Genomic DNA, 15,121 nt, shown 5'->3' with positions numbered 1-15,121 from the left:
GCTCGGCTTGGCGGACAGGGAAAAAGCATCGATGTTCGAACGCGTATTGTCCTTCCTGAAGGATTTGCCTGCTGCGGGCGCGAGCAAGCCAAGCGCGGACGATCCGCGCGTCGCGGCCTCGGCGCTGCTCTATCACGTGATGAACGCCGACGGCGTGCGCCAGGATATCGAGTGGGAGCGCTTCAAGGAGATCCTGGCCGAGACCTATTCGATCAGCGGCGACGAGCTCGACGCGCTGGCCGCCGCCGGCGAGCGTGCCGATAACGAGGCGATCGACCTCTATGCCTTCACCAGCGTGCTCAAGCGCCATCTGGATGCCGAGGCGCGCAAGGCCTTCATCGGCCTCATGTGGGAGATCGTCTACGCCGACGGCGAGCTGCACGAGCTCGAGGACAACACCGTCTGGCGCGTCGCCGAGCTGATCGGTGTCGAGCGCCACGACCGCATCGAGGCGCGCCGCAAGGCGGCGGCCGAAGCGCCGGGCGCCCGGGGCACATCGAGCGACGAATAGCTGGACCTTTCTTCTTCCATGCCACCCAGACCCAGGCCGAGAGCAAAAATCCTGATCGTGCTGCATCAGGAGACTTCGAGCCCCGGCCGCGTCGGCCATATGCTTCTGGAAGAAGGTTTCGATCTCGACATTCGCCGGCCGCCGCTTGGCGAAGAGCTTCCCTGCACTTTGGACGGCCACGCCGGGGCGGTGATCTTCGGCGGGCCGATGAGCGCCAACGACCAGGACGAGTTCGTCCGGCGTGAGACCGAGTGGCTCGAAATCCCGCTCAAGGAAAACCGGCCTTTTCTTGGGATCTGCCTCGGCGCGCAAATGCTCGCCAGGCATCTTGGCGGCAGGGTCGAGGGCCATGGCGAAGGACTGGTCGAGATCGGCTGGTATCCGCTGAAGGCGACCGACGCCGGCAAGAAACTGCTGCACTGGCCGGAGATGGTCTACCAGTTCCACCGCGAGGGCTTTTCCCTGCCGAAGGACGCGACGCTGCTCGCCACGGCCGAAACCTATCCCAACCAGGCTTTCCGGTATGGCGAGAATGCCTGGGGCATCCAGTTCCATGGCGAGCTGACCAGGGTGATGATGCAGCGCTGGGTGGTGCGCGGCGCGCATCGCTTCGAGCTGCCGGGCGCGCAGCCCGGCCGCGATCATCTCGGCGGCCGGCTGATTTGGGACATGCACCTCAAGCGCTGGTTGGGCGAATTTCTGGGTCTGATTTTTGGCAGGCCGGCCGTCGGATAGATTTTGCCGCAATGCAGAGGGAAGCCGCTGCACTCTTCTAGTCCGGCCGTCAACTTGCTGCGCCGGCAATTAGTTCCTGCTATTCAAATGCCGCACCTGCCGCAGCGCAGGGAACAACCAGGCCCAGATCCCGGCAACCGCGATGGCGCCGACGCCGCCGATCACCACCGCCGGCACGGTGCCGATCAGCGCCGCCATGGTGCCGGCGCGGAACTCGCCAACCTCGTTGGAAGCGCCGACGAAGACCTGGTTGACGGCGTTGACGCGGCCGCGCACCTCGTCGGGCGTCCAGAGCTGGATCAGCGTCTCGCGGATATAGACGCTGAACATGTCGGTGGCTCCGAGCATGGCGAGCGCCACGATCGACAGCCAGGTGATGGTCGAGACGCCGAACAGGACGGTGAAGGCGCCGAACAAGGCGACGAAACCGAGCATGATCTTGCCGGCATGGTCGCGGATCGGATGGCCGGCGAGCCAGACCGCCACGGCGATGGCGCCGATGCCAGGCGCCGAGCGCAGCAGGCCGAGGCCCCAGGGCCCAAGCGCCAGAATGTCGCGGGCATAGACCGGCAGCAGCGCCGAGGCGCCGGAGAGCAGCACCGCGAACAGGTCGAGCGAGATCGCGCCGAGCACGATCTTCTCGCCCCAGATGTAACGAAAGCCGGCAAACAGGGTCTGCATCGTCGGCTTGTCGGTAGCCGTCTGCTGCGCGGGCTTGGGGATGGTGAAGACGAGCAGCGCGGCGACAAGCATCAGGATCGCCGCAGTAGCGTAGGCGATCTCCGCCGAAAGGCCGTAGAGCAGGCCGCCGGCGACCGGGCCGACGATGGTTGCCGTCTGCCAGGCGGACGAATTCCAGGCAATGGCGTTGGCGAAATCCTGTGGCGGCACCAGATTGGCGACCAGCGAGGACGAGGCCGGCCCGTAGAAGGCGCGGGCGATGCCGAACATGGCGAGCACGACGAAGATCGGCAGCGGGCCGCCAAGGCCGCGCAGCGTCAGCAACAACAGAGTGAGCGCACAGCCGGCCTCGACGAACGACGCCAATGTCATGATCAGGCGGCGGCCGAAGCGGTCGGCGACGACGCCGGTGACAAGCACCAGGAGCAGCGACGGCAGGAACTGGACGATGCCGACGATGCCGAGGTCGAAGGGATTGCGCGTCAGGTCGTAGATCTGCCAGCCGACGGCGACGGAGACGATCTGGGTGGCGAAAGTGGTGAGGAAGCGCGCCGTCCAGTAGCTGAGATACGGCCGGTGCCGGAAGGCGGCGTAGCGCTGTTCAGGTGAAGTTGCTTCGGCGGTCATGATTCGAGGGCCCCGTTGTGACATCGGCCGGCGGGGCACTTCCACGGTGGGCGCTGTTCCGGCCGGAGACCCTTAGCCCAGTTCGCCTCGTCGCGCGCGCAAAAAATCGGCGCGGGATGAAGGAACTTCGGAATTATCGTTCACGGTCAAGGAGGCTCAGTCTCTCAGCGCGGCGGAAATCGCTTGCAACCCGCCGCGCAATTCCGCCTCTTTCGGCCAGCCGAAGCCGACGCGGAAGAAGCGCTTCGGCATCTCGAACCAGTGGCCGGGACCGACATAAGTGCCGTGCTCTTCCAGGAGCCGCGCGTAGAACCGGTCGAAGTCGAAATCCGCATCGACATTCAGCCGCGGGAAGCCGACCACACCGCCTTGCGGCCGCACCCAGTCGACCAGCGGCTCGCCGTCGATCCAAGCCTGGACGATATCGCGGCGCTTGGCCATCTCCGGCAACAATGATGCTAGGAAGGCATCGCGCCGCTCGAGCATGGAGCGTGCGATCGCCTCGTCGATGACACTGCCGCAGATGCCGATCTGCTCCTTGGCGGCGAGGAACGTCTCTTGCAGAGCCCTGTCCTTGCTGACCAGCCAGCCGATGCGGATGCCCGGAATGCCGAAAGCTTTCGAAAGGGAACAGACGCTGATCGCGCTTGGACTGAGCGATGCCGCGGAGGGCAGGCGCTCGCCATAGGACAGATCGCGATAGGTTTCGTCGACCAGAAGCCGGCAGCGGCGGCTTTCGGCAAGCGCGACAAGCGCGTCGAGATCGGCGCCGGTCATCATCGTGCCGGTCGGGTTGTGCGGGCAGGTGACGCTGATCAGCCTGGTGTTCGGCCGCACCGCCGCCGCGACCCGCGCGACATCGACGGCGAAGCCCTCGTCGAAGTCGAGATCGACATAGCTGATCGCGCAGCCGATCGCCTTGGGCGTCTCGATATTGGTGGCATAGTTCGGCCGCACGACGACGAGATGGTCATCGGCCGAAAGCAGCGAGGTGGCAATGATGAACAGCGCGCCGGCAGCGCCGGCGGTAACCAGCACGTCGTCCGGGGAGAGCCCTTTGTCCTGCCCGGCGATCAGCGCGCGCAATTCCTTGTCGCCGCGATGCTCGCCGTAGAACAAGGTGAGGTCGGGCAGCGACAGGCCGATATCGGCAAGCTTCTGGTCGGCGATCGAGCTTTCGGAGAGATTGAAGCGGATGCGGTCGTAGCCGTATTCCTCCGGCGCTTCCTTCTCGATCACCATCCTCGCATAGTTCATGGCTCACCCGAACAGCCTTCGCTTGTCTTATCCAAGCCAAAAGCAGGAAGCCTGCCAAGGCGGATTCCTTGGCAGGCTTCTTCAAACCGTTGGCACAGGGCCAAGATCGTTCAGGCGGGGGCCTTTACTTTCCTGGCCTTTGCCGGCTTCTCCGGCTCGGCTTCGGCCTTGCGGCCGAGGCCGATCGACTTGGCAAGCTCGGAGCGCGACGCCGCGTAATTGGGCGCGACCATCGGGTAGTCTGCCGGCAGGCCCCATTTGGTCCGGTAGGCTTCCGGGCTCAGCCCGAAATGCACGCCGATATGACGCTTCAGCGATTTGAACTTCTTGCCGTCCTCGAGGCAGATGATGTAGTCCGGCGTCACCGAGCGCCGGGGATTGACGGCAGGAACGGGCGGCGGTGCCGGCGGAGTCGGCGGCTGGTTCAGGGCGCCGATCGAGGAGGCGACATTGGCGATGAGTTCGCCCAGGCCCGAAGCAGGCAGCCGGTTCTTGGCGACATAGGCCGACACGATGTGGGCGGTGAGCTCGAGCAGGTCGACATCTTCCTTGGCTGTATTGGTTTCCTCGTCCACGTCAGTCCTCCTCTATGCCGCACGGCCGCAAATCGGGATGAAAAATCAGCGCGCTGCCGCGCTCTTGGCGCGCCGAGGCGGGCGCATGTGCGGCAGGCCGGCGGATTCCTAGTCGGCAAATCTGCGCGGCGCAACGACAGGTCGTGCGACTACACGTTATTTTGAACGACTATACTGAAAAGTAAAAATATCAGACGATCAGCGCCTTATCGCGCCACAGTCGAAATCCGCCTTCGAAGGCACGTGTGTTGTCGCCGCGCCTGGATTTTGCAGGCAATTCATCGAGCTTGTCGACATTGCCGCCGCCGATGACCACATAGTCCGGCTGCAAGGCGGCGCGAAGCCTGTTTACGACATCGAAAACGTATCTGCGCCATTTTTTCTTGCCGTGCTTTTCCAGGCCGCGCTCGCCGACATAGTCCTCGAAGCTGCCGCCCTTCTTGTAAGGAAGATGAGCAAGCTCCATCGGCTGCCCGACATTGTCGAGGATCATGGCGGCGCCCAGGCCGGTGCCGAGGCCGAGGAACAGCATACGGCCGCCGTCATAGCTGCCGATCGCCTGCAGGAGCGCGTCGTTGACGACTTTGACCGGCTTGCCGAAGGCGGCGGCGAAATCATAGCCGTTCCAGCCCTTGCCGAGATTGAAGGGATCGAGCGACGGCTTGTTGTCCCTGACCGGACCGGGATAGCCCATCGAAATGACGTCGTAATCCAGGCCCTCGGCCAGCTTCTTCACCGAAGCCACCATCTGCTCAGGTTTCAGGCCCGGCCCGGACTCGGTGCGGCGCATCTCGCCGCCGGCGCTGGTGAGAATTTTCACACGCGATCCGCCGACGTCGATGGTGAGGACGACCTGCCCGTCCTTCGTCGAAGCCCGTTTTGCTGCTTTCGCCATCCGGTCCCCTGAGAAGCTATTTCGTCGGATTGATCCAGCCATTGGGCGGGCCGAAGCCTTTCATGGCGTCGGCCGGCCCCCAGGTCTTCGGCGCGTAAATCGGAGGCGGCGTGGTGTCGCCAAGCACCGGTCCGACGATCCGCCATGCAAGCTCGGCCGCGTCCTGGCGCGTGAAGAGCTGGCCGTTGCCGTTCATGGCGTCGCCGATCAGCCGCTCATAGGGCGGCATATCGCCCTTGCTGTCGTCGAGCGCGGTCAGTTCCACCTGCTCGCCGATCATGTCGTCGCCGGCTACCTTGCGCTGGGCGCCGATCGAGATCGCCACCTGCGGATCGATACGGAAACGGACATAGTTGGCGTCGCCCGGCTTGATCGGATCGAAGACGTCGAGCGGCGGGCGCTTCAGCCGCACGATCACTTCGGTCGCATGCACCGGCATGTTCTTGCCGGCGCGGATGAAGAACGGCACGTCCTGCCAGCGCCAGGTGTCGACGAAGAAGCGTACGGCGGCGAAGGTCTCGACCGGCGAGTTCGGCCGCACGCCCGGCTCCGCCAGATAGCCGTCGAACTGGCCGCGCACGACATCGTCCTTGGTAAGCGTTCGGATGGCGCGCAGCACCTGAACCTTCTCGTCGATCAAATCGTCGGCAGAGCGGCCGACCGGCGGCTCCATGGCGAGCAACAGCAGGATGTTGAGCAGATGGTTCTCGATGACGTCGCGGATGCAGCCGACGTCCTCATAGAATTTGCCGCGGCCTTCGATGCCAAAATCCTCGGCCATGGTTATCTGCACGCTCTCGACGAAGTTGCGGTTCCAGATCGGCTCGAGGAAAGCGTTGGCAAAACGGAAATAGAGCAGGTTCTGGATCGCTTCCTTGCCGAGATAGTGGTCGATGCGGAAGATGGACTGTTCGTCGAACACCAGGTGCAACACGCGGTTCAGCCAGCGGGCCGACTGCAAATCGTGGCCGAAAGGCTTTTCGACCATCAATCTTGCGCCCCGCGCGGTGCCGGATTGTTCGAGCCCCTGGACGACGGTTTCGAACATCGTGGGCGGCACTGCCATGTAATGCAGCGGCCGCTGCGCCGAGCCGAGCGCCGTCTTCAATCTCTCGAATGTCACCGGATCGCGATAGTCGCCGCTGACATAGCGCAGCAGCGAGGCGAGCCTGGCGAACACCTTGTCGTCGACGGTGCCCAGCGCATTGACAACGCCGTCGCGGGCACGGTCCACCAGCTTGCCAAGATCCCAAGGATCGAAAGCGACGCCGATCACCGGCTCGCTCAGCGTCCCCTTGGCGACCATGTGATAGAGCGCCGGAAATATCTTCTTGTGCGCAAGGTCGCCGGTCGCCCCGAAAAGCACCAGCGTGTCGGATCTCTCCTGGCTCATCCCGTCACTCCCGCTCTCACGCCTTCGGCTTTTCGACATGGCCGCCGAAAGCGTATCGCATGGCGGACAAGAGCTTGTCGGCGAAGGCGGATTCGCCTTGCGAGGAGAAGCGGTCGAACAGCGCCGAGGAGAGCACCGGCGCCGGAACGCCGGTATCGATCGCGGCCTTGAGCGTCCAGCGGCCTTCGCCGGAATCGGAGACGCGGCCGCCGAACTGGGCGAGCGACGGATCGTTCTTCAGCGCGCCGGCGGTGAGATCGAGCAGCCAGGAGCCGATGACGCTGCCATGGCGCCAGACTTCGGCCACGGCGGGCAGGTCGATGTCGAACTGATAGTATTGCGGGCTTTCGAGCGGGCTGGTTTCGGCGTCCGCCGTGCGGGCGCGCTTGCCGGCATTGGCCGATTTCAGGATGTTGATGCCCTCGGCGTAGGCCGCCATGACGCCGTATTCGATGCCGTTATGAACCATCTTGACGAAATGGCCGGCGCCGCTCGGCCCGCAATGCAGATAGCCGTAAGGCGCGGTTCCGGCGTCTTTCGGCGGATTGGAGCCCGGGTCGGCGCCCGGCGCCAGCGTGGCGAACACCGAATCCAGGTGTTTCACGGCTTCGTCGGGGCCGCCGATCATCAGGCAGTAGCCGCGCTCCAGCCCCCAGACGCCGCCGCTGGTGCCGACATCGACGAAATTGATGCCCTTGGTCGCCAGCTTCGCCGCCTGGTCGACGGCATCGTGATAGTAGGAATTGCCGCCGTCGATGATGATATCGCCCGGCTCCATCAGCGCCGCAACCTGGTCGACGATCCTGCCGGTGATCGCCGCCGGCAGCATCAGCCAGGCACAGCGCGGCTTGGCGAGCTTGGCGACGAACTCCTCCAGCGAGGCGGCGCCGATGGCGCCGTCCTTGACCATGCCGGCGACGCTTGCCGAATTGATGTCGTAGACGACGCATTCGTGGCCGTCGCGCATCAGGCGGCGCACCATGTTGGCGCCCATCCTGCCCAGTCCCATCATTCCGATCTGCATGGTGTTATCCTAATAGCTTGAGGAAAGAACCTTACTGGCTATCCGAAGGATCGATGCCGACGGTGAAGTCGACATTCTCCCAACGGCTGGCTTCCGGCCAGAAAAATGTGAAGACGACCGTCGATCCCGGCTGCAGGCCGTCGACATCCAGGTCAACCAGGTGGACGCCGAAGGCGTTCTCCACCGTGTTGTCGTCGCGCACCGTCAGCCACTTGTCGCTACTCCAGTGAACCACGCCGCGCGCCGCAAGTTCCACGCGCAGGAGCTTGCCGGCGGGAAGAGAGCGGATCTTGTTGTTGAAGCGCCATGTCCTGAACGGCGACACGGTCTTGCGCTTGATGTAGCGCTCGACGCCCTGCGGCGGCATGTCGAAGACCTTGCCGTCGCGCAGCGAGCGCAGCAGCTTGATGTGCTCGGCATGCGCCCAGACCAGCGGCATGGCGCTGCCCGATGGCGCGCTGAGCCGCAATTCGCGCTCCGGCAGGTCGGGTCTGTCCCAGACCTGCTCCGGCAGCAGGCCGCCTGCACCGGCAGAGCGCTCGAAGGTCTCGAGCAACTCGGCCGCTTTGCCGGGTCGCCCGGCGGCCAGCTCGTAATGCGCGCGCTCGCCGGCGAGCAGCGGCCAGGGCCGGCCCCGGCCGGTGCCGTCGAAGGGCGAGCCGTCCTCATGCTCGCCATAGCCGTCGCCGGAATAGCGGTACCAGAGCGGGCCTTGCGGCAACTCGCAGCGCAGAAGCGAGTCGATGGCTTTGACGGTGTTCAAGATGCGCGCATCGTCGGCGGCTCTCAGTCCGAAGCGGACCAGCGCCAGCGCGTCGGGACTTATGATGGCCTCGGCCGGCCGATGGCTATCGCCGGGCGGGCGGTTCTTGATCGGCACGAAACCGTCCTTCGGCGAAGCGGCGCCAGCACCGTCGGGCGGTGCGATGCGGACATAGTAGCCGTCGATGCCCTCCCTGGCGCAGAGTTCGGTGCCGGTGACATAGGTCCAGCGCTCGATCTGGTCATTCCAGCAATCGGCCGTCTCGCGCAGATAATTTGCCGGTTCATTTTTGCCGCAAGCATCCAGCATGTCAGCCGCCGCAAGCAGCGCCGCGATCTCGACAGCGAGCGTGAACGGGCTGTAGCCGGCGTCCTCTTCCCAGCGGTCCTCGCCGGTGACCGGGCCGTTGCGCACCACATAGGAAGCCGCGCTTTCGATCATGGCTAGGAAGTCGTCGAGCTTCGCGCGCGGCAGATGGCCGGCGCGGCGGAGCGCGTCGGCAAGCAGCAGCGGAAAGGCGCATTCGTCCATCTGAATGCCAGGCCAGTAGGGCGTGCCGCTCGCCCAGCAGTTCTGCGGCCAATGACCGTCCGGCTGTTGGATCGAGCGGAGATAGGTGAGAATATCGAGCGCCTGCCAGGCGTCGCCGGCTGCAAGGAAGCCGCCCGCCGTTTCGACCAGGTCGCGCGGCCAGACCAGATGGTAGCCGCCGAGATCGTCGTCGCCCTTGTTGAAGCCCCAGGGGATCGAAAGACTGGCGACTGCGGCTCCAGGTCTGGCGATCGACAGATGCGAGGCAAGCACCGCGGTACTGACGCGGCAGGTGTTCAAGCCGGAGGCGGCTTGCCTGTCGAGCGTCTCCAGGCCGGACTGGAAACTCCGCCAGTTGGCGGCATAGGTTTCGGCGGCCGCATCGAAACCGTCCTTCAGGCTGGCCAGCGCGACCTCCGCCGCCTCTTCCGGCGAGGCGCCGAAGCCGAGCGCCAGCAATGCGGTGCCCTTGCCTGTCGAGAAGCCGATCTCGCCGGTCAGCGCCACATTGCCATCCTCCGCGCGCTCAGCGGCAGGATCGAGCGCGCCGCCATTCCGCAGCTGCTGCCAGCCGTCGGAGAAACCGACATAGCCGGCCGAGCATGCGCCCCAGGGCGGCGAGGCGGCAAGCGCGAGCGAGACGCCGCGGCCTGACGCAAAGAGGACACGCTGCCCCTTGTGTTGGCCGACCCAGGCGGTGTTGCCCATGCCGCGATTGACGAGATGCGGCGCGAGCAGCGCGTAAACCTGGTAGTCCGAGGCTGAGCCTTTGAGCGCCGCGAATGTGATTTCCTGCAGCAGAACGGGCCGTTTCGAATCCGTAACGATGCGCTTTTCAATCCGATAGGAGCCGTTGACCGCCGTGTTGACCAAGCGATAGCCGGGGACGCCGGCTTCGAATGGCTCGATAAGGTGGGCGGCATCGCGTTTCTCTTCCGAGAAATAGCCATCGGGACCGGTTATGATCAGCCCCAGGTCGCGCGTGCAGGCGCTGTCGAGGCGGGGATAATAGACCTCGTTCAATATGCCGTGACTGATGGTGAACCAAAGCGGGCTGTTCGCTGAAAGCCCGGTGCCGACACCGCTCTTGGCGCTTGACGTCCAGCGCGCGGGAATTCCCGGGGCGCCCTGAGCAACGGTCGGCGTCACTGCCATCAATTGGCCTCCTGCGGCCGTTCCTAGACCAGGAGCCGGCGGCTTTTCAATCGCCGCACCCGAAGTTGATCGGGCTCGGGTCGCGTCACCCATCGTTGACAGCGGCGCCGTCAAGCGCTCACTATTTCTCGGGCAGGGAGGAACTGCGGAAAACAGGATCGAGGCAGCGCCGTGCAGCGCGGCTTGGCTGTCGTTCCACGGCATTCATCAGGGGGACAGGGAGGAGACATGTCGGAGGTATCTCCCCAGCTGATCGATCGGCTGCTCGCAATCTCGCGGGCGCTCGCCGGCCATATCGATCCGGGCTCCGCGTTCCGGGCGACAGCGATCGAAATCGGCACGCTCATCCCGCACGACCATATCGATCTGGCGGTGTTGTCGCTCGATGGGCGCATGCATGCCTGCTACGAGGCCGGCTTCCATACCAGCTGGAGCGATCTGGCGCAGCATCCGGTCGAGGGCAGCCCGATCCGGCGCGTGCTGTGGGGCGACACGCCTTATCTTCTGACCGACAACGCGCTTCTCGACGACCGATTTCACTTCGAGGGAGCGTTCGACGGACCGATCTTCGCCGCCAAGCTGCGCAGCCGCATCATCGTGCCGCTGCGGGCACGCGGCAGCGTGATCGGCGCGCTCAACATCAGCCGGCACAAGGCCGGCTGCTACTCGCAAGAGGACGTCGAGGTCGCTCAGCAATGCGCCGACCTCATCGGGCCCTATATGTTCGCGCTGATCCAGACGGAGGAAGCGCGCCGCGCCATGCTCGCCGAAAGCGAGGCGCGCAACCGGGCGGAACTTTTGAGAGTCGGCGCCTCGCAACTGACCGAGGGCATGGAGCGCGAGCGGCGCCGCATGGCCATGGACCTGCACGACCAGACGCTCGCCGACCTTGCCCGCATAGCACGTCAGGTTTCAGCTTTCCGCAGCCGGGGCGTGGCGCGGACGGCCCAGCTTGCCGATCTCGAGCAGGAGGTGGCGGGCTGCCTGGCGGAGCTGCGCCACATCGTCGACGACATGCGGCCGAGCGTCCTGGAACTGTTCGGCCTGCGCGACGCGGTCGAGGCACATCTCAACCGCAGCGTTGCCAGGGCCAAGCCGCCGATCGCGGTGCGCATCGCCGACACCAGCGACGGCAGCGCCGACGGCCTGTCGGAAACGCTTCGCACCGCGCTCTACCGTATCGTGCAGGAAGCCATCAACAATGCGGTCCGTCATGCCGCGCCAAGCCGCATCGAGGTGCAGCTGGCGTCGACGGCAACCACATTCAACGTGACCGTCACCGACGACGGGCATGGCTGCGGCGCGATCGATCCCGCCGCTCAAGGCGGCATCGGCCACATGCACACGCGAGCGGCCCTTGTCGGGGCGCGGCTGCGTTTCGAGCCGGCCGACCGCAAGGGCGGCACCAGGGTCGTGATCGAGATCGATCGCGAGTCCGCCGAGGCCAAGGCGGCGGCGTGCAGCACCGCGATAACCGAAGCTCAGCCGGTGGCGGAGGCAGTTTGATGCTGGTCATGATCGCCGAAAATGACGGCCTGCATCGCACCTTCGCGCGGCGGACCGTCGAGCAATTGTGGCCCGGCGATGTCGAGGTGATCGAAGCCGGCGACGGCGAGGACGCCATCAATCTTGCGGCGGAACGGCAGCCGCCGCACGTCGTGCTCGACCTGCAACTGCCCAAGGCGACCGGGATCGAGGTGGCGCGCGCCATCTGGAGCCAACGCGCCGGCACGCATATCCTGTTCTGGTCCAACTTCGCCGACGAGGCCTATGTGCGCGGCGTGGCCCGCATCGTGCCGCCGGGGTCGGTCTATGGCTATGTGCTGAAATCGGCGACGGAAGAAGGCATGCGCTCGGCGCTGCGCGGCGTGTTCCGCGAGGGGCATTGCATCATCGACCGCGAGATCCGCGGCATCCAGCACCGCGTCCAGGACCGGTTCGAGGGCATCACCGACGGCGAGTATGAAAGCCTGATCGACATCGCGCTCGGCCTCACCGACCGAGCGATCGCGGCGCGGCGCGGCCTGTCGATCCGCGGCGCGCAGAGCCGCATCAAGCATGTCTATGAGAAGCTCGGAATAGTGCCGCCGGAGGAGGGCGCTGGCGAGGCGTCGGTGTTCAATTCGCGCACCCGCGCGATCTATCTGGCCATGGCGCGCGGCCTGATCAACATCGACGCGCTGCGGCGCGAGCAGGAGCAGCTCGACGCCTGGCTCGCGCAGGCAACGCCGTTGCAGGAGCAGTAAGCCCCGCGATGGGTGAACAGGCTCAGCTTGAATGCTGATTGCTCTTGGCCCTCAGAACGATCGGCTCGGTCTCGATCAATCGAAGCGACCTGACCATATCAGCCGTCCGCGCCTTGTAGGTGAGAAAGTGCGGCGCGGTCAGGTGGGCGTGGTAGGCGGAATGATCGACGTAGCATTCGATGACGCGCACCGTTTCGGGCGAACCTTTTATCGAGACCGCGTGCAGGAACAACACGCCGGGCTCGTTCTGCACCGAGGCCTCGATCTCTTCGGCGAGCAAGGCCCTGAAGATGTCGAGCTGGAAGGCATCGATCTCCAGCTCCGCAATCCGTACGATCGGCCTGCCGCATCTCTCCGCCATCAATGGTTCTCCTGTCTGCAGCCGCGGATGCCGGCGCCGACTGTGCAAAACCACAGTCGGTGCTGCGCTTAGACCGCTATCGCCCGGTCCGCGTCCCGACTAGCTTTTGTCCTACAAAACAAGAATCCCGGGGAAGCGCTCATGCCGTTCGTCAGCATACGGATACTCGAGGGTCATTCGCAAAAGCGCAAGAACGAGATCTCGCGCCGGGTCGCCGAGGCGATCAGCGAGGTCGCCGAACTGCCCATGGAAGCGATCTGGGTGGTGATCGAGGACGTGCCGGGCAGCGACTGGTTCGTCGCCGGCAAGCCGGTGCGGGAACCCAAGAGCCCGTGATGTCGACCCCGGCGCGCGCCCGTCATTCCGGCTTTGATGACGTCGTCGGCAATGCGACGATGGAGCGGCTCGCCACCGGCTACGGCTTCATCGAAGGTCCGGTGTGGCATCCCTATGAGAAATGGCTGGTCTTTTCCGATATTCCGCAAAGCCGCATGTACCGGCGCAGCGCTTCCGGCGAAATCGCGGCGTTCCGCGACCCGAGCCACATGGCCAACGGCAACACGCTCGACCGGCAGGGGCGGCTGGTGACCTGCGAGCACGCCAGCAGCCGCGTCACCCGCGCCGAGCCGGGCGGCACCACGACCGTTCTCGCCAGCCATTACCAGGGCAAGCAGCTCAACAGCCCGAACGACATTGTCGTCGCCACTGGAGGCTCGATCTATTTCACCGATCCGACCTACGGTCGAGCGGAATTCTACGGCGTGCCGAGGCCGCAGGAACTGTCCTACCAGGGCGTCTACCGGATCGACGGCGACGGCGCCGGGCTGACGTTGCTTGCCAACGATTTCGAGCAGCCCAACGGGCTCTGCTTCTCGCTCGATGAATCGCGGCTCTTCGTCAACGATACCACGCGTGGTCACATCCGTGTGTTCGGCGTCGAATCCAATGGTGACCTCAATGGCGGCGCCGTATGGGCTGTGACCGAGGGCGATGCGCCAGGCGCGCCGGATGGAATGAAGATCGACAGCCGCGGCAACCTCTATTGCACCGGCCCGGGCGGCATCCATGTCTTTGACGCGTCGGGCGATCTCCTCGGCGTCATCGCGACGCCGGAAGATTGTGCCAATTTCACCTTCGGCGACGAGGACCTGCGTAGCCTCTACATCGCCGCGTCGACGTCGCTCTACCGGCTAAGGGTACGGGTGCCGGGATTGAGGCTGTTTTGAGCGGGACCGTTCGCGCTCAGATCGGATGGGAGTGAAGCCGGCCCGCAGGGGCCGGTGGGAAGTGCAGCAGTCAACACATCTGGGAGGATAATGACATGAAGAAACTACTGGTCTTGAGCGCCTTTGCAGCCATGCTCGCCTCGGGCACCGCGCTTGCCGACACGAGCGGCAAGAAGATCGCCTTCTCCAACAATTATGCCGGCAATTCGTGGCGCCAGGCGATGCTCGACAGCTACGCCATCGTCACCAAGAAGGCGGTCGAGGACAAGGTGGTGGCGGCGGCGGATGTCTTCACCACCGCCGACAAGGAAGTGCCGACGCAAGCCGCGCAGGTGCAGAACCTGATCCTGCAGGGCTATGACGCCATCGTCATCAACGCCGCCTCGCCGGATGCGCTGAACGGCGCCATCAAGCAGGCCTGCGACGCCGGCATCGTCGTCGTTTCCTTCGACGGCATCGTGACCGAGCCTTGCGCCTACCGCGTCGTCGTCGACTTCAAGGACATGGGTAGGCAGGAAGTCGAGCAGATGGCCAAATTCCAGCCGAAGGGCGGCAATTTGCTGGAAATCCGCGGGCTGGCAGGCACCTCGATCGACGATGCCATCCATGCCGGTATCCTCGAAGGCGTCGCCGCCCATCCCGAGTTCAAGATCGTCGGCTCCGTGACCGGCGACTGGGACCAGACCACGGCGCAGAAGGCGGTGGCGACCATCCTGCCGTCGCTGCCGGAGATCGTCGGCGTCGTCGACCAGGGCGGCGACGGCTATGGAGCCGCGCAAGCGTTCGCCGCCGCCGGCAAGCCGCGTCCGACCATCATCATGGGCAACCGTCAGGACGAGCTGAAGTGGTGGAAGGAGCAGAAGGACAAGGACGGCTACCAGACCTGGTCGGCCTCGATCGCGCCCGGCGTGTCGACGCTCGCCTTCTGGGTGGCGCAGCAGGTGCTCGACGGCCGCAAGGACGTGCCGCACGATCTGCTGGTGCCGTATCTCGCCTTCACCCAGGACAATTTCGAGGCCGCGCTGCCGAAGATCAAGGAAGGCGGCGTCGCTACCCACGAATACACCCAGGAAGACGCGATCGCGGCCATCAAGGCCAACATCAAGCAATAGCGGCGCGACGTTGCCAGCCGCATCGCCGA

General features: G+C 64.9%; 15 protein-coding genes. 7 read left to right on the top strand and 8 right to left on the bottom strand.

Annotation, left to right across the window (positions count from 1 at the left end; genetic code table 11):
- Positions 1-31 precede the first annotated feature (31 nt).
- Positions 32-511 (top strand): TerB family tellurite resistance protein, encoded by a 480-nt coding sequence (locus tag CK224_RS18300; protein WP_095779840.1) that lies wholly within the window; start codon positions 32-34, stop codon positions 509-511.
- Between the two features lie 18 nt (positions 512-529).
- A complete protein-coding gene (locus tag CK224_RS18295) occupies positions 530-1,246 on the top strand; it encodes a glutamine amidotransferase (RefSeq protein WP_095782682.1) in 717 nt (238 codons plus the stop codon).
- 69 nt (positions 1,247-1,315) lie between these two features.
- Here CK224_RS18295 and CK224_RS18290 read toward each other — a convergent pair whose 3' ends face one another.
- The 7 genes from CK224_RS18290 to CK224_RS18260 all read right to left on the bottom strand — a co-directional run bounded on the left by CK224_RS18290 (position 1,316) and on the right by CK224_RS18260 (position 10,147).
- Positions 1,316-2,554 (bottom strand): MFS transporter, encoded by a 1,239-nt coding sequence (locus CK224_RS18290; protein WP_095782681.1) that lies wholly within the window; start codon positions 2,552-2,554, stop codon positions 1,316-1,318.
- Positions 2,555-2,710: 156 nt separating this feature from the next.
- Positions 2,711-3,811, bottom strand: coding sequence for a pyridoxal phosphate-dependent aminotransferase (locus CK224_RS18285; protein ID WP_095782680.1), 1,101 nt, complete (start codon positions 3,809-3,811; stop codon positions 2,711-2,713).
- Between the two features lie 110 nt (positions 3,812-3,921).
- Positions 3,922-4,386 carry a MucR family transcriptional regulator gene (locus tag CK224_RS18280; RefSeq protein WP_095782679.1) on the bottom strand — a complete coding sequence of 155 codons (465 nt, stop codon included), beginning with the start codon at positions 4,384-4,386 and terminating at the stop codon, positions 3,922-3,924.
- 190 nt (positions 4,387-4,576) lie between these two features.
- Positions 4,577-5,281 carry an ROK family protein gene (locus CK224_RS18275; RefSeq protein WP_095782678.1) on the bottom strand — a complete coding sequence of 235 codons (705 nt, stop codon included), beginning with the start codon at positions 5,279-5,281 and terminating at the stop codon, positions 4,577-4,579.
- A 16-nt stretch (positions 5,282-5,297) separates the two neighbouring features.
- On the bottom strand, positions 5,298-6,674 hold the full coding sequence (gene zwf / locus CK224_RS18270) for a glucose-6-phosphate dehydrogenase (RefSeq protein WP_095782677.1): 1,377 nt from the start codon (positions 6,672-6,674) through the stop codon (positions 5,298-5,300).
- Between the two features lie 16 nt (positions 6,675-6,690).
- Positions 6,691-7,698 carry a phosphogluconate dehydrogenase (NAD(+)-dependent, decarboxylating) gene (gene gnd / locus CK224_RS18265; protein WP_095782676.1) on the bottom strand — a complete coding sequence of 336 codons (1,008 nt, stop codon included), beginning with the start codon at positions 7,696-7,698 and terminating at the stop codon, positions 6,691-6,693.
- A 31-nt stretch (positions 7,699-7,729) separates the two neighbouring features.
- Positions 7,730-10,147: a glucan 1,4-alpha-glucosidase gene (locus CK224_RS18260; protein ID WP_095782675.1), complete on the bottom strand. Its 2,418-nt coding sequence runs from the start codon at positions 10,145-10,147 to the stop codon at positions 7,730-7,732.
- 228 nt (positions 10,148-10,375) lie between these two features.
- Between CK224_RS18260 and CK224_RS18255 the strand changes: the two genes are divergently transcribed.
- Together CK224_RS18255 and CK224_RS18250 are read left to right on the top strand one after the other, a co-directional pair.
- Positions 10,376-11,653: a histidine kinase gene (locus CK224_RS18255; RefSeq protein ID WP_095782674.1), complete on the top strand. Its 1,278-nt coding sequence runs from the start codon at positions 10,376-10,378 to the stop codon at positions 11,651-11,653.
- Positions 11,653-12,393 (top strand): response regulator transcription factor, encoded by a 741-nt coding sequence (locus CK224_RS18250; protein WP_066998258.1) that lies wholly within the window; start codon positions 11,653-11,655, stop codon positions 12,391-12,393. Before CK224_RS18255 ends, CK224_RS18250 begins: the two co-directional genes overlap by 1 nt.
- A 22-nt stretch (positions 12,394-12,415) precedes the next feature.
- Here CK224_RS18250 and CK224_RS18245 read toward each other — a convergent pair whose 3' ends face one another.
- Positions 12,416-12,754, bottom strand: coding sequence for a putative quinol monooxygenase (locus CK224_RS18245; RefSeq protein ID WP_095782673.1), 339 nt, complete (start codon positions 12,752-12,754; stop codon positions 12,416-12,418).
- Positions 12,755-12,895: 141 nt separating this feature from the next.
- Here CK224_RS18245 and CK224_RS18240 point away from each other — a divergent pair, with 141 nt between their 5' ends.
- The 3 genes from CK224_RS18240 to CK224_RS18230 all read left to right on the top strand — a co-directional run bounded on the left by CK224_RS18240 (position 12,896) and on the right by CK224_RS18230 (position 15,092).
- Positions 12,896-13,090 carry a 4-oxalocrotonate tautomerase family protein gene (locus CK224_RS18240; RefSeq protein ID WP_066998377.1) on the top strand — a complete coding sequence of 65 codons (195 nt, stop codon included), beginning with the start codon at positions 12,896-12,898 and terminating at the stop codon, positions 13,088-13,090.
- Positions 13,090-13,980 carry an SMP-30/gluconolactonase/LRE family protein gene (locus tag CK224_RS18235; protein ID WP_095782672.1) on the top strand — a complete coding sequence of 297 codons (891 nt, stop codon included), beginning with the start codon at positions 13,090-13,092 and terminating at the stop codon, positions 13,978-13,980. The genes CK224_RS18240 and CK224_RS18235 overlap by 1 nt, the downstream gene beginning before the upstream one ends.
- Positions 13,981-14,075: 95 nt before the next feature.
- The gene (locus CK224_RS18230; protein WP_066998252.1) at positions 14,076-15,092 is read left to right on the top strand and encodes an ABC transporter substrate-binding protein; all 1,017 of its coding nucleotides are present in this window, start codon (positions 14,076-14,078) and stop codon (positions 15,090-15,092) included.
- Positions 15,093-15,121: the final 29 nt, after the last annotated feature.

The sequence above is a fragment of the Mesorhizobium sp. WSM3862 genome, assembly GCF_002294985.1.
Lineage (GTDB): Bacteria > Pseudomonadota > Alphaproteobacteria > Rhizobiales > Rhizobiaceae > Mesorhizobium.
Note: the sequence above shows the minus strand (reverse complement) of the source record. Positions and strands in the feature narration are given on the sequence as shown.